The sequence below is a fragment of the Pseudoalteromonas sp. ND6B genome (assembly GCF_000764215.1).
Classification (GTDB): domain Bacteria; phylum Pseudomonadota; class Gammaproteobacteria; order Enterobacterales; family Alteromonadaceae; genus Pseudoalteromonas; species Pseudoalteromonas tetraodonis.
The window spans coordinates 22,346-41,592 of the sequence record NZ_JQFL01000003.1; the positions used below are offsets into that span (position 1 = coordinate 22,346).

At 40.1% G+C, this 19,247-nt stretch carries 18 protein-coding genes; 12 read left to right on the forward strand and 6 right to left on the reverse strand.

All coding sequences use genetic code 11. From position 1 onward, the window contains the following. Positions 1-59: 59 nt before the first annotated feature. Both ND6B_RS17600 and ND6B_RS17595 read right to left on the reverse strand, forming a co-directional pair. Positions 60-3,311 carry a methyl-accepting chemotaxis protein gene (locus ND6B_RS17600; protein WP_033102593.1) on the reverse strand — a complete coding sequence of 1,084 codons (3,252 nt, stop codon included), beginning with the start codon at positions 3,309-3,311 and terminating at the stop codon, positions 60-62. A gap of 248 nt (positions 3,312-3,559) precedes the next feature. After that, positions 3,560-4,717: a hypothetical protein gene (locus ND6B_RS17595; RefSeq protein WP_033102594.1), complete on the reverse strand. Its 1,158-nt coding sequence runs from the start codon at positions 4,715-4,717 to the stop codon at positions 3,560-3,562. Positions 4,718-4,929: 212 nt separating this feature from the next. Here ND6B_RS17595 and ND6B_RS17590 point away from each other — a divergent pair, with 212 nt between their 5' ends. From ND6B_RS17590 to ND6B_RS17580, 3 genes are all read left to right on the forward strand, one after another. Then, positions 4,930-5,436, forward strand: coding sequence for a DUF3087 domain-containing protein (locus ND6B_RS17590; RefSeq protein WP_008465950.1), 507 nt, complete (start codon positions 4,930-4,932; stop codon positions 5,434-5,436). A 15-nt stretch (positions 5,437-5,451) separates the two neighbouring features. After that, positions 5,452-6,105 carry a glutathione S-transferase family protein gene (locus tag ND6B_RS17585; protein ID WP_033102595.1) on the forward strand — a complete coding sequence of 218 codons (654 nt, stop codon included), beginning with the start codon at positions 5,452-5,454 and terminating at the stop codon, positions 6,103-6,105. 66 nt (positions 6,106-6,171) lie between these two features. Beyond that, positions 6,172-6,624 carry a low molecular weight protein-tyrosine-phosphatase gene (locus ND6B_RS17580; RefSeq protein ID WP_033102596.1) on the forward strand — a complete coding sequence of 151 codons (453 nt, stop codon included), beginning with the start codon at positions 6,172-6,174 and terminating at the stop codon, positions 6,622-6,624. A gap of 40 nt (positions 6,625-6,664) precedes the next feature. On the opposite strand, the gene ND6B_RS17575 is transcribed toward ND6B_RS17580, so the two are convergent. Next, positions 6,665-7,762, reverse strand: a complete 1,098-nt coding sequence (locus ND6B_RS17575; protein WP_033102597.1) for a TonB family protein — start codon at positions 7,760-7,762, stop codon at positions 6,665-6,667. A 232-nt stretch (positions 7,763-7,994) separates the two neighbouring features. Here ND6B_RS17575 and ND6B_RS17570 point away from each other — a divergent pair, with 232 nt between their 5' ends. The 6 genes from ND6B_RS17570 to csrA all read left to right on the forward strand — a co-directional run bounded on the left by ND6B_RS17570 (position 7,995) and on the right by csrA (position 14,338). After that, a complete protein-coding gene (locus ND6B_RS17570) occupies positions 7,995-8,618 on the forward strand; it encodes a GTP cyclohydrolase II (RefSeq protein ID WP_008465954.1) in 624 nt (207 codons plus the stop codon). Positions 8,619-8,971: 353 nt separating this feature from the next. Next, complete coding sequence (locus tag ND6B_RS17565; protein WP_008465956.1) at positions 8,972-9,760, forward strand: BPSS1780 family membrane protein; 789 nt, start codon at positions 8,972-8,974, stop codon at positions 9,758-9,760. Next, entirely contained in the window at positions 9,760-10,212 is a 453-nt protein-coding gene (locus tag ND6B_RS17560) for a regulatory protein RecX (protein ID WP_008115122.1), read from the forward strand. Before ND6B_RS17565 ends, ND6B_RS17560 begins: the two co-directional genes overlap by 1 nt. Positions 10,213-10,231: 19 nt before the next feature. Then, positions 10,232-12,832, forward strand: coding sequence for an alanine--tRNA ligase (gene alaS / locus ND6B_RS17555; protein WP_033102598.1), 2,601 nt, complete (start codon positions 10,232-10,234; stop codon positions 12,830-12,832). A gap of 6 nt (positions 12,833-12,838) precedes the next feature. Then, positions 12,839-14,056: an aspartate kinase gene (locus ND6B_RS17550; RefSeq protein WP_013464126.1), complete on the forward strand. Its 1,218-nt coding sequence runs from the start codon at positions 12,839-12,841 to the stop codon at positions 14,054-14,056. A 90-nt stretch (positions 14,057-14,146) separates the two neighbouring features. Continuing rightward, on the forward strand, positions 14,147-14,338 hold the full coding sequence (gene csrA, locus ND6B_RS17545) for a carbon storage regulator CsrA (RefSeq protein WP_004587515.1): 192 nt from the start codon (positions 14,147-14,149) through the stop codon (positions 14,336-14,338). Between the two features lie 55 nt (positions 14,339-14,393). Here csrA and ND6B_RS17540 read toward each other — a convergent pair whose 3' ends face one another. From ND6B_RS17540 to ND6B_RS19800, 3 genes are all read right to left on the reverse strand, one after another. After that, positions 14,394-14,861 carry a YcxB family protein gene (locus ND6B_RS17540; protein ID WP_008115132.1) on the reverse strand — a complete coding sequence of 156 codons (468 nt, stop codon included), beginning with the start codon at positions 14,859-14,861 and terminating at the stop codon, positions 14,394-14,396. Positions 14,862-15,032: 171 nt separating this feature from the next. After that, entirely contained in the window at positions 15,033-15,224 is a 192-nt protein-coding gene (locus tag ND6B_RS17535) for a hypothetical protein (RefSeq protein WP_013464127.1), read from the reverse strand. Between the two features lie 47 nt (positions 15,225-15,271). Further along, positions 15,272-15,445, reverse strand: coding sequence for a DUF1328 domain-containing protein (locus ND6B_RS19800; RefSeq protein WP_002961939.1), 174 nt, complete (start codon positions 15,443-15,445; stop codon positions 15,272-15,274). A gap of 522 nt (positions 15,446-15,967) precedes the next feature. Between ND6B_RS19800 and ND6B_RS17525 the strand changes: the two genes are divergently transcribed. From ND6B_RS17525 to ND6B_RS17515, 3 genes are read left to right on the forward strand one after another with little or no spacing between them, the layout of a single operon-like run. After that, positions 15,968-16,213: an OadG family protein gene (locus tag ND6B_RS17525; protein WP_013464128.1), complete on the forward strand. Its 246-nt coding sequence runs from the start codon at positions 15,968-15,970 to the stop codon at positions 16,211-16,213. 12 nt (positions 16,214-16,225) lie between these two features. Continuing rightward, entirely contained in the window at positions 16,226-18,007 is a 1,782-nt protein-coding gene (oadA, locus tag ND6B_RS17520; protein ID WP_016900617.1) for a sodium-extruding oxaloacetate decarboxylase subunit alpha, read from the forward strand. A gap of 14 nt (positions 18,008-18,021) precedes the next feature. Then, complete coding sequence (locus tag ND6B_RS17515) at positions 18,022-19,152, forward strand: sodium ion-translocating decarboxylase subunit beta (RefSeq protein WP_013464130.1); 1,131 nt, start codon at positions 18,022-18,024, stop codon at positions 19,150-19,152. The last annotated feature ends 95 nt before the right edge of the window (positions 19,153-19,247 follow it).

The following is a 19,247-nucleotide window of genomic DNA, read 5'->3' on the forward strand; positions in this document are numbered from 1 at the left end:
TTGAATTACTTAAGTTAAAAAAGCATCGTGTTAGCAAAATAACTTGCAGTGCTTTTAGTCTATTGTTGCTCTTTTTTTAGATTAAAGTAATTGAGTTGCACTCTCATCTCGGTAGCTTGTTCTGCCATTTGACGTGCTGCCGCCATTGTTTCTTCTGTAATAGCCGAGTTTGCCTGGGTTAAACCGGTTAAACGTTGTACAACAAGGTTAACCTCTTTAATCGCTTGCTCTTGTGCGGAGGTTGAATGCGCTATATGTATGATATTTTTATTAACATCGCTAACAGCTTGCATTATGTGTTTTAATTTCTTCCCTGAGGTGTCTGCTAATTCCGTCCCAAGCGCTATTTTTTGATTACTATTTACAATAATACTTTTTATTTGCTTTGCCGATTTAGCACTACGCCCCGCTAAATCACCTACTTCATTAGCAACTACGGCAAAGCCCCTTCCGTGGTCGCCAGCCCTAGCAGCTTCCACGGCGGCATTAAGTGATAGCAAGTTTGTTTGAAAAGCGAGGTTGTCAATAACCGTAAGTATTTCGTTAATGTCTTTACTGGCTTCATTCACGTCATCAATCGCGCTAACGGTTTGTATTGATAAGCGATTTCCTTCTTCAGCAATTTGCTCTGCATTGCTTGCCAATGCCACGGCACTTTTTGATTGTTCAGATACTTTAGTTAGCTCATCTAGCATTTGCTCAGTACTTGAGCTTGCCTCTTCAAGGTTGGCTGCTTGTTCCTCTGTGCGTTTGCTTATCTCAGTATTACTTGAAGCTATTTCACCCGCATTTTGCATAACTTGACTAGCCGATACTTGAATTTCTTGAATGACATTAGTTAATTTCTCGATAGTTGCGTTGGTGTCGCTTTTTAGGGTATCGAATACGCCTTGATATTGTCCCTCAATATTTTTGGTAAGGTCACCTTTAGCTAAGTTTGATAAAACGCTACTGACTTCATTTATAGCCAATGAAACTAATGAGGTAGACTCATTAACATTATTTTTTAAATCTTCCAACTGGCCTTGTAATGGCTGTTTTAATTGATGAGAAAAATCGCCGTTTGCCATCGCAGCCATTACTTGGTTGAGGTCGTTTATGACACGTTCGAGGTTAGTTACCGAATGGTTTATATCTGTTTTTAAACTATTTAGTTGGCCTGTCATAGCCGATGAAATAGTATGATCAAAACGCCCCTGACTAATTGCTAGCATGACTGATGAAATCTCAGTTAAAGCAGTATCAATAGCAGTGATTGATGTATTGATGTTACTTTTTAACTGCTCAAGTTGACCGCTGGCTTCACCTTTTATCATCTTTTTAAAGTCACCTTGACTAACAAAGGTCATGACTTCACCTATTTCATTCATTACATTATTTAAATTAGCCATACTGGAATTAATATCTTGTTTTAAAATATCAAGCTGGCCAGCTAAGGGGGCCTCTAATTGCGCAGAAAACTGGCCTTGTCGTAATGCACTCATAACGTCACTAATTCCATCTATGGCAATACTTAAACTACTAACTGAGTTATTGACGCTGTCTTTTAGTTGCGCAAGTTTTCCTTTCGCTGGATAGGTGATTTGTTCTTTAAAATTACCTTGTTCTACGTTAGCCATAATATCGACGATACTATTCATTGTGTTATTTATTGAAGAAAGCGATTCGTTAATATTACTTTTTAAGGTGCCTAACTCGCCTGACATTGAGGCATTAATTTGAATATCAAATTGACCATCAGCCATAGCAATCGCAATGGTATTTAATTCGTTTATTGCTCCGTTTAGTGAACTTGCGCAATCGTTGGTTGCTTGTTTTAACGTATCTAATTCCCCTCGACATGGCGCTTCAATACGTTGATCAAATTTACCCGCAGCCATTTGATTCATAACACGGTTTGTTTCACTAATTGATAGCTGTAGTGCATTTAAAAGAGTATTAAATGCTTGAGTGCTGACTCCTATTTCATCATTTGAATAGACAGTTGCTCGTAATGAAAAGTCACCTTGTTGCTCCACTTTTTTCATTGTATCAGCCAGTGCATGTACAGGCTTTGTTAGTGTTCTCGCAAACCAATATGCGGCAATAGTAACAATAAAAATAGTGATAAAAAGAATAACAATGAGTTGTTGGGAAAGTGTTGTTATCGACTCAAAAGCTTCTTGTTCGTCCATTTCTGCTATGAGTGCCCAGCGAACATTAAATACATTTACAGGTGCAAATGCAGATAGCACCATTTCATTGTTATAATCATTTATAACATGTTGTCCTTTTTCATTTCTCAGTGCTTTGATTACAGATAAGGTATTTACTGTGCCTTTATTTGGGTTTCTAAATGAGCTTTCTACAGAATGATTTTTCGGGTCAATATAAGAGTCAGAGCGCATTAACCCCTCAGGACCTACAAGGTAGGTTTCTCCGCTTTCGCCCAACCCGCCACGTTCTTTCATGATTGAATTGACATCTTCAATCGATAATTGGGCTGCTAAAATAGCAATTGTTTTACCATCAACAACAATAGGCTTACCTATAAAGCTCGCAGGGGCGTTATATGAAGGGGAGTACTGTTTATAATCTGCAAATGCAATTGCTTGTGGGTCGTTGCTGTCTTTTAATTGTTGAAACAAGCTCGCTAAATTACTATCAGCGTAGGGGCCTGTTTGCAGCGATGTTGCAAAGTCGACTTCTTTATAAACAGAGTAAACAATATTGCCATTTGCTGGGTCGATAATAAAAATATCGTAGAACTTATTTATATTAGTCATATCGCGTAGATAAGGATGATATTGGCGGTGCGCTTGCTCGTAACTGTCTGATTGCTCTGTGGTGGTTAGTTTTTGTTTTTCACCAATTGGATTTGGGTTATTAGCTAGATAACGTGATTGCAGCTCAATACTTTTTGGATTCATTTGCTCTAATAGAGATGAAGAGACTGTATTTGTTGGGTTTAGCTGTTTAAATTTTGGGGTAAAAGACTCTTCATAAAAGCGATTTAGCGACGCTGATGAATCTGAAGGGGAGATATCATTAAATCCTGCTATAAACTTTGTCGCAATAGTGGCCATTTCTGGATTTGCTTGCAGCGCATTTAGTTTATTTTCAATATTGTTAAAGTAGCGCTTAACAGCGCTTTGTTTTACTTCACTCACCGCATCTAAACGGGAATAAACCTGTTCAGTCATCGAGTTTGACGCTGTATTGATAGTGACCGTGATAATTATTGCTATTGGCACTAGAGCAACAATTAAAAAGGCGGAAATAAGTTTTTTTGTTAAATTTAAAGAATTAAAAAAGTGATTAATTGTGAGCATTACTATGTCCCTGTAATAAGGTTTGTACCTCAAATGAGCATAGAACACAATTTGTGAAGATCTAGTTAATAATTAAAGTAATGAGTTTTTATTATAAAATAGCCGAGATTGATACAGAGCGCTTTTAATTTTAATGTAATTTCAGCATGCTTTTTTAGCGGTTTAAAGCAAAAAAACGTAGAAGCATTTAAGTGCTCCTACGTTTATTAATAGTCGTTCTAACGTTGAAGTTGAAGAAGCAAACGATGTTAGAGTGCGACTAAACTGCGCTCTAACATAGTTTGAATTTGCTTTACTATTTTAGCTTCAGTTTCGGGTTCAAACTGAGCAATTCGTGGGGTGTGAATATGCCCTGTCGGAATATCTGAATTTAGCTGATTTCGCAGGCGAATACTGCGATACGAAATTTCATTAGACAAATAACCACCGCCACCGCCTCGCACTGCAATAGCGTCTTTTAATTCATCGAAACTATTAGGCTCAAAGTCTTTTTTTAGGGTAATAACATGATGGTTATCATTAATAGGAAAAGGGCCTTTTGCGCTTAACATAGCGCTAACGGGTAAGCTAAATTCTACAAACTCAGTACCTGGTAATGGGCGGTCGTTCAAGCTTGGAATGAGCGGCGCTGTTTTACTGCCTCCATACACTACATTGGCGTTGTCGGGCGCTGTTACACTGCGGCGCTTGCCTGGAAAGCGCTCAAGGTCAAAGTCTTTACTACCCATGCTAACGGTAACCACCATATCAACATTATTAAGTGCGTAATAAGGGGCAAGTAAGGATTCTATAATACCGTGATCAAAGTCTTCATAACGCACAGGCACCATCACTGTGTTTATTTCAGCACTAATCCCTTTATAGTTAATGACTTGGCCATCAAGAAGCAGTGCTGCAACACCCGATGGGTTGCTTTGGTTTATATTTCTATCAAGTAAAAACGGGTCAAATCCAGTTAATAATATTTTTTTAGAGGTGTTTTGTGAGTAGCTAAGATCGGTGCGACCCCGGCTGCCATTCTCTAGAAGTGTTAATAACACTGTTTGCTGCGCAGTGCTCAGCGAAAATGCAGGTTTTGTGGTACGAATTATTTTACTTGATTGTAAGCGAGCCCAATAAAGCGCGCGATCATCTAAGTTTTGCGTTGTAGCGATGCGTTTTTTTGCACTAAACCATAATCGTTTTGAGTAGTCATTAATGGCATCTACGGCTTGTGCATAGCTTGAGAGTGACTTGAATTGCTGCTCAAATTGATTAACTTCGCTGGCAAAAGCGCTTAGTACGGCTGGCATCGCTTGGCTGGCTTTTTCAATTCGCAATTCTTCTGGGGTTAGCGGTGTGTTTAAGTTGGCTAACGCATTAGAAGAAGAAAATATTAAACTTGTGGCAATCAGTGTTTTTATCATGATGTTCCTAAACTGAGTCGTATTTGTTGTCTACTATCCTATGCCTAATATGTGGGTGCAAATAAAATCGTTGGTTGGTTTTATGTTGAAAGCAGTATAAAACAGGCGCTAAATCAAAAACTACGGGTATTTTATTAAAAAGAGTCGAAACTCTGTGATGGGTTTAGCTACAATGGGGCTGTGTATTTTTAGTTTTTTACTTTTAGGCAGCTATGCAACTTATTCAAATAGATAAAGCACGTTATCGTAAACATTTAAATCGCGTTATTGTCGGCTGTGCAGCAGGTTTAGCTGTGGGCAGTTTAGCAATTTCACAAACCTTAATTGCATTATTTCCCGATGAAAGTGGCAGTCATTTTCATTGGAACTTATTAGGCGTAATTGTTACGAGTATTGGCATAGGCTGGTTGTTAAATAAATACCGTACACATCCTTTTATGAGTGAGGTGGTGTATGTGTGGGAGCTTAAAAAAGCGCTTAATAAAATCACTCGTAAAATGGCAAAGCTTAAAGCGGCGGGACGAGAAGGTAATCCTGATGCGCTATTAGCCATTCACTATAGTTATGCAGGTTCACGCTTGTTATGGCAGCTTGACGATAACACCATCACCATGGATGATTTAGCGATTAAACAAGCCGAGTTAGATAGCGTTGCGGCTAAATATAATTTAACTCTTAATGCCGATGACTACGATGACGCAATTTTAAAGCAGTTTTAATTTATAGGAATCACAATGAGCATAATTCTCTATGGTGTCCCGCTTTCTCCCTATGTACGTAAAGTGCGTGTATGTTTAGCGCATAAACAACTAGACTATAAACTCGAAATAGTCTCGCCGTTTAATCAACCTGATTGGTTTTTAGAACTGAACCCTCTAGGGCGAATTCCGGCGCTAAAAGACGACGAGTTAAGTTTGGCGGATTCTAGCGTTATCTGCCAATATCTTGATGAAAAATACCCTAATTCAGCGTCTTTACTCGGTGATACTATAGAGCAACGTGCAGCCGTTCGCTGGTTAGAAAAATACGCAGATTACGAGCTGGCTCCTTCTGCAACATTTACGGTGTTTCAGCAACGTATTATTGCCCCCACAATGCAAAAGCCAACCGATGAAGCCTTAGTGCAAAGTGCATTAAATGAAAAACTACCGCCTTTATTTGATTATTTAGAAGATTATTTAGGGGATAACGAGTTTTTTGTTGGCGAGAGCTTAACCCTTGCCGACATTGCTGTGAGCTGCCAGTTAATGAATATGGAGCATGGTGGTGAGCAACTTGATGAGTCGCGCTGGCCTAATCTTGCAGCATTGCATAGCCGTGTAAAACAGGGCACTGCCATGCACACAATGCTTGAAGGCGAGCAAAAAATATTAGCCTCGCTTAAGTAGCTTTTTAATGTTGGTGACTGGAATGTCGCTTATTTTACAAAATCTTAAACAATAAAGGAGCTATCATTGAAAAAAGTACTGATAGTGTGTTTGGGAAATATATGTCGTTCACCTACCGCAGAGGCGGTATTAAAAGCGCGAGCTAAAGAGTTAGGCATTGATTTGCTAGTGGACTCGGCTGGGACTATTGGGCACCACGAAGGTAATCCGCCAGATAGACGCTCTATGCAGGCTGGTGAAAAACGCGGTTATAGTTTTAAAGGTATTTTTTCGCGCAAGGTACGCAGTAGTGATTTTAGCGAGTTTGATTTAATTTTAGCAGCCGATAAACAAAACCTGACGGATCTAACCGCACGCTGCCCTGAGCATTTGCAGTATAAGCTTGCGTTATTTTTAGAGTATGGCGAGCAAGCACAAAGCGCAATTCCCGATCCTTACTATGGCGGTGATGATGGCTTTGAAAAGGTACTTGATTTAATAGAGGCCGCCAGCGATAACATTTTAGCTAAGTTAAAGTAGAATAAACTAAAAAGGCGCTTAAAGCGCCTTTGGTATGTTATTAACGGTTTACTTTAAAGTCGAGCTGTACTTTGGAAGTTGCTGCAACGGCTTTTCCATGTTCAAACTTAGGTGCATAACGCCATTGCGCTAATGCTTCTACTGCCGATTTTTCAAAGGCCACGCCACCTTCAGAACTAAGTACTTGCGGATTTTTTACAAAGCCAGACTCATCTACTTCAAACTCCATAACGACTTTTCCATCTTTACGAAAGCGCGCTTTGTTTGTAGGGTATTTAGGGTTAACGCGGTATAGCGGCGTTTGCTCTTGGCTTTCTTTCCACGGCACCATTTTAGCAATCGCGATGCAGTGTTTGGTGGCTTCATCACTTTTGCCTTGTTTTTCATACAAGCCAATCAATCTTGAGTGTGCGGTAAGCTCGGCGTTGTGATCGTAACTTAAGCTTTCATCAAACACATTTACTACACGGTTAAGTCGTTCTATTGCTTGATCGTATCTTTTTCGACCTTCTGCAAACGATGCAATTAAAAAATCAGCTTTTATTTGTTCAACTGAGTTTTTAGGTAAGTTAGCCAGATAATACTCATCGGCTTCTTCTAGGTAGTTTTTAGCTTCTCGGTATTTTTCATAGCTGAATTTATTAGCTAGTATGGTTGCCGCTTCTAGTTTCATATCAGCCACAAACTTAGGGTTGTTTTGTGTGTTTGCGATTGCTATCACTTGCTCTAAATAATAATCCGCTTTTTGAGCCGAAGGGGCAAAACTAGCCATACCGACTAAAGCATCAATGGTTTCAGGCGATTGCTTACCATGGTTATTAACTAAAATAGTATAGGCTTGTTGATAGAGCGAAAAACGCTTTTCAATCCACTGTTTACCGTATCGATTAATTGATTTTGCATAGTTAATCGCTAAGTTTGCGGTGTTATCAGCATTTTCACCGTAAACAGTTTTACCTAATGTGTAAGCCTGCTCCGCGGCTTGTTGCACATTTTCTTTGGTTTTAATCGCATTTAAGTAATTTTGATACGCGTCGTTGAAAACGGCTTGAGCTTTATTTGTTTGTTCGGCAAATGACGTGGTGCTCAATACAGATAAACCTAAGCCCATCAGTAATGCAAGTTTGTTTAATTTCATAATGATCCCTATTATTTGTCGATAACAAATTAGCAAATCCTTATGTATATGTCATCACTTTAGGTAAATCAAGGTAAACGCTCGCTAGTAATATATTTGCGGTTTAAGATTGAAAATAGTCGCTACCGTCGCCATATATTTGCCATAAACAGTCTTGTACTACGGTGTATTTAACCTATTTTGTGATATTATCACTTTATCGTGTCGTAGTTTTTTAATATTTGGATTGGTCGTGGCGCAAGTAAGAGCAAGAGTCCAGCTTAATGTTGGCAAAAATAGTGATATTCCTGCAGAAATTATTTCCTTTAGTGGCTTAAAAGATGGCCAAGAGCATGTTGCGTTAGTGTTTAAAAACGCCGATACCGAGCAAGATGTTCCGCTTATTCGTATGCATTCTGAATGCTTAACCGGTGATGTGTTTCACTCGTCACGTTGTGATTGCGGTGAGCAGTTAAATGAGTGTATTGAAATGATGCACGAACAAGGCGGTATTTTACTTTATTTACGCCAAGAAGGGCGTGGTATTGGTTTATACAATAAAATTGATGCGTATGTACTGCAGTCACAAGGTATGAACACTTACGAGGCCAACAATCATTTGGGCTTTGCTGATGATTTACGTGATTTTTCGGATGCTGTATTAATGCTCAATGCGCTCAATTTAAAGCATGTAAAATTAATGACTAACAATCCTAAAAAGCTTAACGCATTAAAAGATGCTGGCATAGAGGTGGACTCTGTTGTGGGCACTCATGCACACATTAAAGCTGGGCTTTCAGGTAACAAGGCGTATTTAGAGACTAAAATTAAGCATGGCTCTCATATGCTAGATATTAAGAAAATTAAAAAACCTTAGGGTCTGTTGACCTTTCAAGGTTAAATTTGCAGCAGTCTGTTTGGTATTTAGGCAAGGCAGAGCCTATGTGGTGTGGTTATTCCCCATAAATAGGCGATAACGCAGCATCAATGCCAAACAGGCGCTGCCCGAAGGGTTCTGCCTAGGGGCGATTTACTCTTTGTTGCTCGGTTTTGACTTAGCCCACTAGGTTACAAACCTCGCGCCGCGATTAAATCGCCCCTAGTTTGAACAAATTTTAATCCGTAAAGGGCAACAGACCCTAATATTAACGGCATTTATCGCCGCCACCTCTGTAATACCAACCAACGCCGAGTTATACTCGGCGTGTTTTGTTTTAATTAAGAGCAAGTATGTCTACACAATTACGAATTTTTAAAGCGGATGCGGCATTAAAATGGTTTAAAGCGGGTTGGCTAATTTTTAAAACTCAGCCATTAACCTTTATCTTTATGCACTTGTTTATTGGCATTGTTGGCTTGTTGTCTTTATTTTTGCCGTTATTACAAATAGTCGCAGCATTGGCTACACCATTTTTAACCGCTGGTTTTTATCAAGCCGTGCTTACCAAGCAGCAAGGCGGAAAAATTATGTTAGCCGACATTTTGAAGCCCTTTTCAGCAAAAGGAAATCGGTTAGGCTTATTTCGCTTAGCGCTTTATCAAATGGGTGCCGGTATTTTAATTGCGCTGCTCGCCAATGGGTTATTTGCCGATGCGATGGCGGTTATGACGCAGCCTGACTTAGATCCTAATACAGCAATTAGCCAAATGCTTGAGAGTATTTCGTTTGCCAATGTGGCACTGTTTTTAATTGCGCTGTCGATATACTTTACTTCGTTTGCCTATGCGGTACCGCTGGTTTACTTTAATAAAGAACAACGTATTTTAAATGCCTTAAAAAGTTCGTTTATGGTGTTTTATTATAATATTTTACCATTGAGTGTTTATGGTATTATTTGCGCATTATTAATTGTGGTGTCGATGTTCTTATCGCTACTACCGCTGTTGATTTTAATGCCAATTTGCTACATTAGTTTCTTTGTTTCTTATCAGGCTATTTTTATGCCCGTTGTGCCACCAAGTGATGACAGTAACATTAAGCCTTTAAGTAGCGAGCAAAGCGGGCGCTTTGACGCTTAATGGATGATACGTTAAAACAAAAGTTAAAAAACTATGTGCTTTGGTTACTAGGAAGGCAAGAGTATTCGCGCCGAGAGTTAACCCAAAAGTTACAGCAAAGAGAAGCAACCGACGAGTTCATAGAAAACCTGCTTGATTGGTGCGAAAAGCACAATTTTATTAACGAGCAGCGTTACTGTGAAGGGTTTGTAAGAAAGCACATATTTAAATGCCATGGCTTAAAGCGAATTCAAAGTGAGGCCATGAGTAAAGGGATTGATAGAGCACTGCTTGAAACAGTGGTTGAAGAGCTGGAAATAGATTGGTTTGAGCTCGCGCAGGAAGCGTACAACAAAAAATATTCAACGACACCGGCAAACCTCGAGTACAAAGAAAAAGCTAAGCGCGTGCGCTACTTAATGTATCGAGGATTTAGCTATGATCAAATAAATTTTGCAATGCAAGCACAGTAAATACAGGTGAGACTTTCACATGCAGCACATGACTACCGCACAAATTAGGCAACAGTTTTTAGACTTTTTTGCCAGCAAGCAACACCAAGTTGTTCCTTCTAGTTCGCTTATACCGGGTAACGATGCCACGTTGTTATTTAATAATGCCGGTATGGTGCAATTTAAAGATGTATTTTTAGGCGCTGAAAGCCGCCCTTATACACGCGCAACCAGTTCGCAGCGTTGTGTGCGTGCTGGTGGTAAACATAACGATTTAGAAAACGTAGGTTACACAGCACGTCACCATACCTTTTTTGAAATGCTAGGTAATTTCAGCTTTGGTGATTACTTTAAGCAAGATGCAATTAAATTTGCGTGGGAGTTTTTAACTGAGGTTGTAAAACTACCAAAAGAAAAGCTGTTAGTAACCATTTACCATGATGACGAAGAAGCCTTTGGCTACTGGGCTAACGATATAGGCTTACCTGAAGATCGTATTATTCGTATTGCAACGAGCGATAACTTTTGGTCTATGGGTGATACGGGTCCTTGTGGTCCATGTTCTGAAATATTTTATGATCATGGCGAGCATATTTGGGGCGGTCCTCCGGGCACATCTGAAGAAGATGGTGACCGTTTCATTGAAATTTGGAACTTAGTATTTATGCAATACAACCGTCAAAGCGACGGGACTATGGAGCCACTTCCTAAGCAATCTGTTGATACAGGTATGGGCCTTGAGCGTATTTCAGCTATTTTACAAGGTGTGCATTCAAACTACGAAATCGACTTATTCCAAGGCTTAATTGCGGCCGCTGCAAGTGTTACCAATGCACAAGATATGGATGATAAATCACTTCGCGTGGTAGCCGATCATATTCGTTCGTGTGCATTTTTAATTTCAGATGGGGTTATGCCATCAAATGAAGGCCGTGGTTATGTATTGCGTCGTATTATTCGTCGTGCAGTACGTCACGGTAATAAGTTAGGTGCTAAAGGCGCGTTTTTCTATAAATTGGTTGCTGCACTTATTGAGCAAATGGGTCAAGCGTACCCAGAGCTTGCTAAGCAACAAGAAATTATTGAAAAAGTACTACGTATTGAAGAAGAGCAGTTTGGTAAAACGCTTGAGCGTGGTTTAGCTATTTTAGAAGAAAGCCTAAGTGATTTAACCGGGGATGTGATCCCGGGTGACTTAGTATTTAAGCTTTACGATACCTATGGTTTCCCTGCTGATTTAACAGCCGATGTTGCGCGTGAGCGCCAGATGACGATTGACCATCAAGGTTTTGAAGCATGCATGGCAGTACAACGTAAAACTGCGCAACAAGCGGGTAAGTTTGGGGCTGATTACAATGACCAATTAAAATCAGACAAGCACACTGACTTTAAAGGCTACGATAGCACTCATTACAGTGGCACAGTGGTAGAAATTTTTGCTGGTGGCGAAGCTGTATCATTACTTGAAGATGGTCAACAAGGTATTATTGTTTTAGACCGTACTCCGTTTTACGCTGAATCAGGCGGCCAAATTGGTGATAGCGGAACAATCACAGTAGCCGGCGGTGAGTTTGTGGTGACTAATACCACTAAACTGGGTAATGCTTTTGCTCACCATGGAACAGTTCAAGGGCGTATTGGCGTTAACGATAAAGTGGATGCAACTATTGACGATGCGCGCCGTGACAGCATTAAGAAAAACCACACCGCTACGCATATTTTGCATGAAGCACTGCGTCAGCTTTTAGGTGAGCACGTATCGCAAAAAGGCTCACTTGTGCAGCCAGATCGTCTGCGTTTTGACTTCTCACATTTTGAAGCGGTGACCAAACAAGAACTGCGCGAAATTGAGCGCGTAGTGAATGACGAAATTCGTCGTAACTTTGCTCTTAACACTGAGCTAATGGCAATTGATGATGCTAAAGCAAAAGGTGCAATGGCACTGTTTGGCGAAAAGTACGATGACGAAGTACGCGTTGTGACTATTGGTGATTACTCAATCGAGCTTTGTGGTGGTACACACGTAGAGCGTGCGGGTGACATTGGTTTATTCAAAATTGTATCTGAAAGCGGTATTGCTGCTGGTGTTCGTCGAATTGAAGCGGTAACAGGTGCAGAGGCAATTGCTTATGTAAGCGAGCAAGAGCAACAATTAGCTGATGTTGCAGCGCTTGTAAAAGGTGACAATGCGTCAGTGCTTGAAAAAGTAACTGCCTTGCTTGAAAAGTCGAAAGGGCTTGAAAAACAAGTTGCCCAGCTTAACGATAAACTAGCCAGTGCGGCAGGTGCATCGTTACTTGATTCAGTGGTTGAAATTAACGGGGTTAAACTGTTAGTGGCCAACGTTGAGGGCACAGAATCAAAAGCGCTTCGCGGTATGGTTGATGACCTTAAAAATAAAATTGGCTCAGGTGTTATTGCCTTAGGTGTTGCCAGCGGCGACAAAGTAAGTCTAATTGCGGGTGTAACTAAAGACTTAACTGGCAAAGTAAAAGCGGGTGAGTTAGTTAATCACATGGCAGGCCAAGTCGGTGGTAAAGGCGGCGGTCGTCCAGATATGGCGCAAGCGGGTGGTTCTGAGCCACAAAATTTAACAGCAGCACTTGATAGCGTAACAGCTTGGTTAACTGAGCGTACTTAAGCTTAAGTGGCACTTATAGTTCAAAAATTTGGCGGCACTTCGGTAGGCTCAATAGAGCGTATTGAAGCGGTCGCCGACCTTGTTGTTAAAACTAAGCAACAAGGCCACCAAGTGGTGGTGGTGCTTTCGGCAATGTCGGGAGAAACCAATCGCTTAATTAATCTTGCCAAACAAATCGACTCTCGCCCGAGTAGTCGTGAACTCGATGTATTACTCAGTACCGGTGAACAAGTCTCTATTGCTTTATTAGCGATGGCCATTATTAAACGCGGCCATTCAGCGGTAAGCTTACTAGCCGATCAAGTGAATATATTAACCGATAACATGTTCGGTAAAGCCCGTGTAGAAGAAGTTGCGGCAACGCGTTTAAAACATGAACTTGAACATAACCGTATTGCTATTATTGCCGGCTTTCAGGGGCGCGATATTGAGGGCAACGTGACCACGCTTGGGCGTGGTGGCACCGATACCTCTGCGGTTGAAATTGCTGGTGCAATAAAAGCCGATGAGTGTCAGATCTATACCGATGTTGATGGCGTATATACTACAGACCCGCGTGTGGAACCTAACGCACGACGTTTAAGTCATGTCACCTTTGCTGAAATGCTTGAGCTGGCAAGTTTAGGCGCTAAAGTGTTACATATTCGCTCTGTAGAATCTGCTGGTAAACACAATGTTCCTCTGCGGGTGTTATCTAGCTTTAAACCCGATGAAGGCACGTTAATTAGTTTTGAGGAGAGCGACGTGACAAGCAATGTCGTATCGGGTATTGCATTTAATCGAGATGAGTGCTTAATTAAGGTGCATGGAATGCCGCAAGGCACCAAACATCTTGCAAAAGTTTTGAAACTTTTTGCTGATAATGGCATCGAAATAGATATGATTAATCAAATTAATCATAAAGTTGAAAAAGTCGACTATGCTTTTACTGTGCATTTAAATGATTACTTAAACGCACTTGATTTGTTAACGGCTGAGCAACAGCAATTTGACGCACAGGCAATTGACGGATTGACCAATGTGGCGAAAGTGTCAGCGGTGGGTATGGGGATGAAATCTCATTCCGGGGTAGCGAGTTTATTTTTTGATTCGCTAGCACAAGAAAACATTGATGTGATGTTTGTTGCGACCTCAGAGATCAAAATTTCAGTTTTAATAGATGAAAAATACCTAGAGCTGGCTGTTCGTGCATTACATAAGACATTTTTAACAGAAAATGAATAGATTGAGAGTTTTTACTTACTTTTTAGTCTAATTTTAATTAAAATGTTTGTGCGGAATCTTATAATTTTATTGGAACATGGGAGCAAGAGAATGCTAATACTAACTCGTAGAGTAGGCGAGACCCTTATGATTGGTGACGAAGTAACCGTTACTGTTCTAGGTGTTAAAGGAAATCAAGTTCGTATCGGTGTTAACGCACCTAAAGACGTATCAGTTCATCGTGAAGAAATTTACATGCGCATACAAGCTGAAAAGTCTAACCCTAATCCGGGCAATGCTTAATCAACATAGTATAAAATGTGCTAGTTAATATAACTATGACATTTGTAAAAGCCACTCATTGAGTGGCTTTTTTGTTTATAAAATCAATCGTTTCTTCGTCGAGTATTGCCTTGGAAATGTATTGCATACCGCTTTTACTTTTTAACAATAGTCCACAATCTGTAGTAATAATTTCGTTAATGTCGTGCCAAGCTAACTGGTAATTTTTGTAATGATTGGTTGATTTTATTCCGTCTTCGTCGAAGGTGAGAGTGACTTCAGAACCAGACGCTCTGCTTAGCATTTGCCTGGTAACCCACCATGGGCGGCGATAGTAAAAGGCGATGCATTCGAGTAGGGCTAGCATCAGCAAAAATGTACCTAGGTAATGATCTCCTAAACCATAAATACCAAATAATCCCAATACAACAAGCAGTGCTAATAAAAAATATTTAGGTTGCGCGCGTTTACTATAAGGCAGCGATTGGTCGAAGCATTCATAAAAGTAAGGTTTATCGAGTTTATAGGTTGTCGTAAATACCATGCATCTATACTTAAAAGCTATTTTTTATCATTTTAGCAAGCTATGTGGCAAATGCGCAGCTTAAAAAGAATTAATAGTTCAGAGTTTATAATTAATGGGTAGCAACTTGGCGACTAGTACTAAACACAAAAAAAAGCGACCAAATGGTCGCTTTTTAAAAAGAGGGCTGAATTAGCAATTTGTTTCTTCAGCGTTGACACCTTCTTTTACTTCTTCACAGGCATCTTCTACTTTATTTTGAACATCTGTCACGGCTTCGTCGATGCGTTCACCGGCTTCTTCTGCATGATTGTCTTCACAACCCATAATAAATGCACTTGCGAATAGGCCAATAGCTGCTGCTTTAAGTGTTGATGATTTCATAATGTAATTCCTTGTATATAAATTTAAAAAAGTTCGTTGTTTCTTATCTACCTGGGGCTTTTACCACGTAAAGCGCCAGAGACAAGTGAAATAACCAGTAAAACTAAAAAGATAAAAAATATGATCTTAGCAATTCCTGCTGCGGCTCCTGCAATACCACCAAATCCTAAAACGGCTGCGATTAGTGCGATCACCAAAAATGTAATTGTCCAGCGTAACATTGTCATCTCCTTGATTTATCTAAGTGTTAAAGTGTTGTTTTTATATAAGCGAGTAATGTGCCAGTATTTTATTTTGTTTTAAATCAATAGTTTGATTTGTTTTTTTGAGTTTGGCTTTATATTAGGTTGGTAATTTTTACGGTTTTATCTGTAACTTATTCACAGTGGTGTCTGATGAGATAATAAATAGTTTTTACAGTCGTTATTTTGGTAAGACCAATTAACATTTTCTTTGGCGGTTTTTAGTGGATTAGCTCATTAGGTATATTTTTATGTGTTTTTACAGAATATTAGGGTTTTTATATATTCTTTGTTTATAACGAACATTTTTACCATCTATATATATAGGTTAAATAAGCTATTTTAGATGGTGTTAACCTTATTGGTGATATGTTACTTTTAGATTAATTGGTTTTACCAATTTACAATGTGTAGACAAAAGAATAGTTTTTGTTACTATTGGTGAATATTTATTTAAATAAACTGATTTTTTATGTATTCAGTTTTGAACAGGGGAGAATTATGGATATAGGGGCTTTGCTCACAACTGCAGGCAATTTAATGCTAACCGGTATGGTGGGTGTGTTTGTATTTCTTTCTTTATTGATTGGTGCAGTGACAGTTATGTCTAAGCTGGCTAGCAAATTTTCTCAGCCAGAACTTGAAGTATCACAGAGAACACCATCTTTTAAATCTCAAGGTGTGCCAAATGAGCACATCGCTGCAATTAGTGCTGCCATTGCTCAGTACAAAACAAATAATAATTAGAGGAGCATACCAATGGCTAAATTAAAAATAACAGAACTCGTACTTCGTGACGCACATCAGTCGCTTTTAGCTACCCGCATGCGATTAGACGACATGTTACCTATTGCAAAAAAAATTGATGACGCAGGTTATTGGTCTATAGAGTCTTGGGGTGGGGCTACCTTTGACTCATGTATTCGTTATTTAGGCGAAGATCCGTGGGAACGTATTCGTGCGCTTAAAAAGGCGATGCCAAATACACCCCAGCAAATGTTACTTCGCGGTCAAAACTTATTGGGGTATCGCCATTATGCTGATGACGTTGTTGAAAAGTTTGTTGAGCGCGCACACAAAAATGGCGTAGACGTATTTCGTATTTTTGATGCCATGAATGATGTACGTAACTTAGAAACTGCCATAAAAGCGGCGGTTAAAGTAGGTGCGCATGCCCAAGGTACGATTTCTTACACGGTAAGCCCAGTACACACATTGGATATGTGGCTAACACTTGCTAAGCAGCTTGAAGAATTAGGTTGTCATTCAATTTGTATTAAAGATATGGCGGGATTGCTTAAGCCTTACGATGCAGAAAAACTGATTAAAGGCTTAAAAGAAACGGTTTCAATTCCTATTGCCATGCAATGTCATGCAACAACGGGTTTAAGTACCGCAACGTATCAAAAAGCGATTGATGCCGGTATTGATATGCTCGATACGGCTGTATCGTCTATGAGTATGACTTATGGTCATTCAGCAACTGAAACAATTGCTGCAATCGTGGAAGGTACTGAGCGTGATACTGGGCTTGATTTAAACCACCTTGAAGAAATTGCAGCTTACTTTAGAGACGTACGTAAAAAGTACGCTGCGTTTGAAGGCAGTTTAAAAGGTGTTGATGGCCGAATTTTATTAGCCCAAGTGCCGGGTGGTATGTTAACTAACATGGAAAATCAGCTTAAAGAGCAAGGCGCTGCTGATAAACTAAACGAAGTATTACTTGAAATTCCACGGGTGCGTGAGGATTTGGGCTTTATTCCATTAGTTACACCGACCTCGCAAATTGTTGGTACTCAGGCAGTACTTAATGTGCTTACTGGCGAGCGCTATAAAACCATCACCAAAGAAACCGCTGGCGTATTAAAAGGTGAGTATGGTTCAACACCAGCTCCTATGAATAAAGAGTTACAAGAGCGTGTACTTGATGGCAGCGAAGCAATTACCTGTCGCCCTGCAGATGTGATCAAACCTGAACTTGAAACGCTTGAGGCTGAATTAAGTAAACTTGCGCAAGAGCAAGGCTTAACGCTTGCTGATGAGCAAATTGATGATGTGCTCACGTATGCCTTATTCCCACAAATTGGTTTGAAGTTTATTAAAAACCGCAATAACCCTGACGCATTTGAACCTGTTCCTAGCGCTGATGATAGCTCCAATAAAGCACCTGAAAAATCAGCGGCAAACAATAAAGGCGTTAAGGCTGAGCAATACAGCGTTAAAGTAGATGGCAAAGTATACGATGTCGTGGTTGCTCAAGGCGGTGAGCTTAAAGAGGTGACGCTAAAAGACTCTGAGCATATTCCACAGTCGGCATCAGTTGCCTCAGGTGAAACTCTTAATGCGCCACTTGCCGGTAATATCTTTAAAATTAAAGTAAAGCCAGGTCAGGTAGTAAATGAAGGTGATGTGGTGATTATTATGGAAGCCATGAAAATGGAAACCGAAGTACGCGCCATGCATACCGGTACAATTGCAGACGTGCTTGTCTCTGAAGGTGATTCAGTGTCAACCGGCGATGCAATGATTGCATTAGCTTAAGGAGTAATTAGAGGATGGATGGTATTTTAAACCTCTGGCATGCCACAGGCATTGCTAACTTTACATTTCCTGGGCTGATCATGATTGCCGTTGGTTGTTTGTTATTATTTTTAGCTATAGTTAAAAACTTTGAGCCGCTACTATTGCTGCCCATTGGTTTTGGGGCTATTTTAACTAATATTCCTGTGGCAGGTTTATCTGACCCTGGTGGCTTACTTTATTATGTTTACTATGTAGGTATTGATACCGGAATTTTTCCGTTATTAATATTTATGGGAGTGGGCGCGCTCACTGACTTTAGTGCCTTAATTGCCAACCCGCGTATGTTGTTATTAGGTGCTGCGGCGCAGTTTGGTATTTTTGCTACCTTATTTGGGGCTATTTTACTTAACTTTATTCCAGGGTTTGAGTTTAGTTTACAAGATGCGTCAGCAATTGCCATTATTGGTGGCGCTGATGGGCCAACCGCTATCTTTCTAGCGTCAAAGCTGGCGCCTGATTTATTAGGCGCTATAGCCGTAGCAGCGTACTCATACATGGCGTTGGTTCCTATTATTCAGCCGCCTATCATGCGTGCGTTTACAACGCCTGAAGAGCGTAAAATTCAAATGCCAGAACTGCGTAAAGTATCAAAAAAGGAAAAAATTATTTTTCCGCTGATGGTACTCACTTTAACTGCGCTCTTTTTACCAGCCGCCATTCCACTGGTTGGTATGTTTTGTTTGGGTAACTTAATGCGTGAGTCGGGTGTGGTCGATAGGCTAAGTAACAGTGCTCAAAACGAAATTATTAATATAACCACCATATTTCTAGGACTAGCGGTAGGCTCTAAGCTTGCTGCCGAGCAGTTCTTAACGGTGGAAACCATTGGTATTTTAGTGCTGGGCGCAATGGCGTTTGCTATTGGTACGGCCTCAGGTGTATTTATGGCAAAAGGCTTAAATAAAATATCAAAAACCCCAATTAATCCATTAATTGGTGCAGCGGGTGTATCGGCTGTTCCTATGGCGGCTCGTGTAGTTAATAAAGTCGGTCTTGAAAATAACCCGCACAACTTTTTACTGATGCATGCCATGGGGCCTAATGTAGCTGGCGTACTGGGAAGTGCTGTTGCTGCAGGTATTTTACTTGCTCTTGTGGGTTAAATATAATTTAGACTCAACCTATTAGCGCAGTTTACTGCGCTTTTTTTTGCATAAAATTCACTGTTTTGACTTAAGCGGTTTCTTGTATAGGGTTT

Excerpts from the sequence above, each read along its gene's own strand:
- ND6B_RS17600 (WP_033102593.1), bottom strand. The coding sequence starts at position 3,311 with ATGCTCACAATTAATCACTTTTTTAATTCTTTAAATTTAACAAAAAAA.
- ND6B_RS17595 (WP_033102594.1), bottom strand. The coding sequence starts at position 4,717 with ATGATAAAAACACTGATTGCCACAAGTTTAATATTTTCTTCTTCTAAT.
- ND6B_RS17590 (WP_008465950.1), top strand. The coding sequence starts at position 4,930 with ATGCAACTTATTCAAATAGATAAAGCACGTTATCGTAAACATTTAAAT.
- ND6B_RS17585 (WP_033102595.1), top strand. The coding sequence starts at position 5,452 with ATGAGCATAATTCTCTATGGTGTCCCGCTTTCTCCCTATGTACGTAAA.
- ND6B_RS17575 (WP_033102597.1), bottom strand. The coding sequence starts at position 7,762 with ATGAAATTAAACAAACTTGCATTACTGATGGGCTTAGGTTTATCTGTA.
- ND6B_RS17565 (WP_008465956.1), top strand. The coding sequence starts at position 8,972 with ATGTCTACACAATTACGAATTTTTAAAGCGGATGCGGCATTAAAATGG.
- ND6B_RS17560 (WP_008115122.1), top strand. The coding sequence starts at position 9,760 with ATGGATGATACGTTAAAACAAAAGTTAAAAAACTATGTGCTTTGGTTA.
- alaS (WP_033102598.1), top strand. The coding sequence starts at position 10,232 with ATGCAGCACATGACTACCGCACAAATTAGGCAACAGTTTTTAGACTTT.
- csrA (WP_004587515.1), top strand. The coding sequence starts at position 14,147 with ATGCTAATACTAACTCGTAGAGTAGGCGAGACCCTTATGATTGGTGAC.
- ND6B_RS17540 (WP_008115132.1), bottom strand. The coding sequence starts at position 14,861 with ATGGTATTTACGACAACCTATAAACTCGATAAACCTTACTTTTATGAA.
- ND6B_RS17535 (WP_013464127.1), bottom strand. The coding sequence starts at position 15,224 with ATGAAATCATCAACACTTAAAGCAGCAGCTATTGGCCTATTCGCAAGT.
- ND6B_RS19800 (WP_002961939.1), bottom strand. The coding sequence starts at position 15,445 with ATGTTACGCTGGACAATTACATTTTTGGTGATCGCACTAATCGCAGCC.
- ND6B_RS17525 (WP_013464128.1), top strand. The coding sequence starts at position 15,968 with ATGGATATAGGGGCTTTGCTCACAACTGCAGGCAATTTAATGCTAACC.
- oadA (WP_016900617.1), top strand. The coding sequence starts at position 16,226 with ATGGCTAAATTAAAAATAACAGAACTCGTACTTCGTGACGCACATCAG.
- ND6B_RS17515 (WP_013464130.1), top strand. The coding sequence starts at position 18,022 with ATGGATGGTATTTTAAACCTCTGGCATGCCACAGGCATTGCTAACTTT.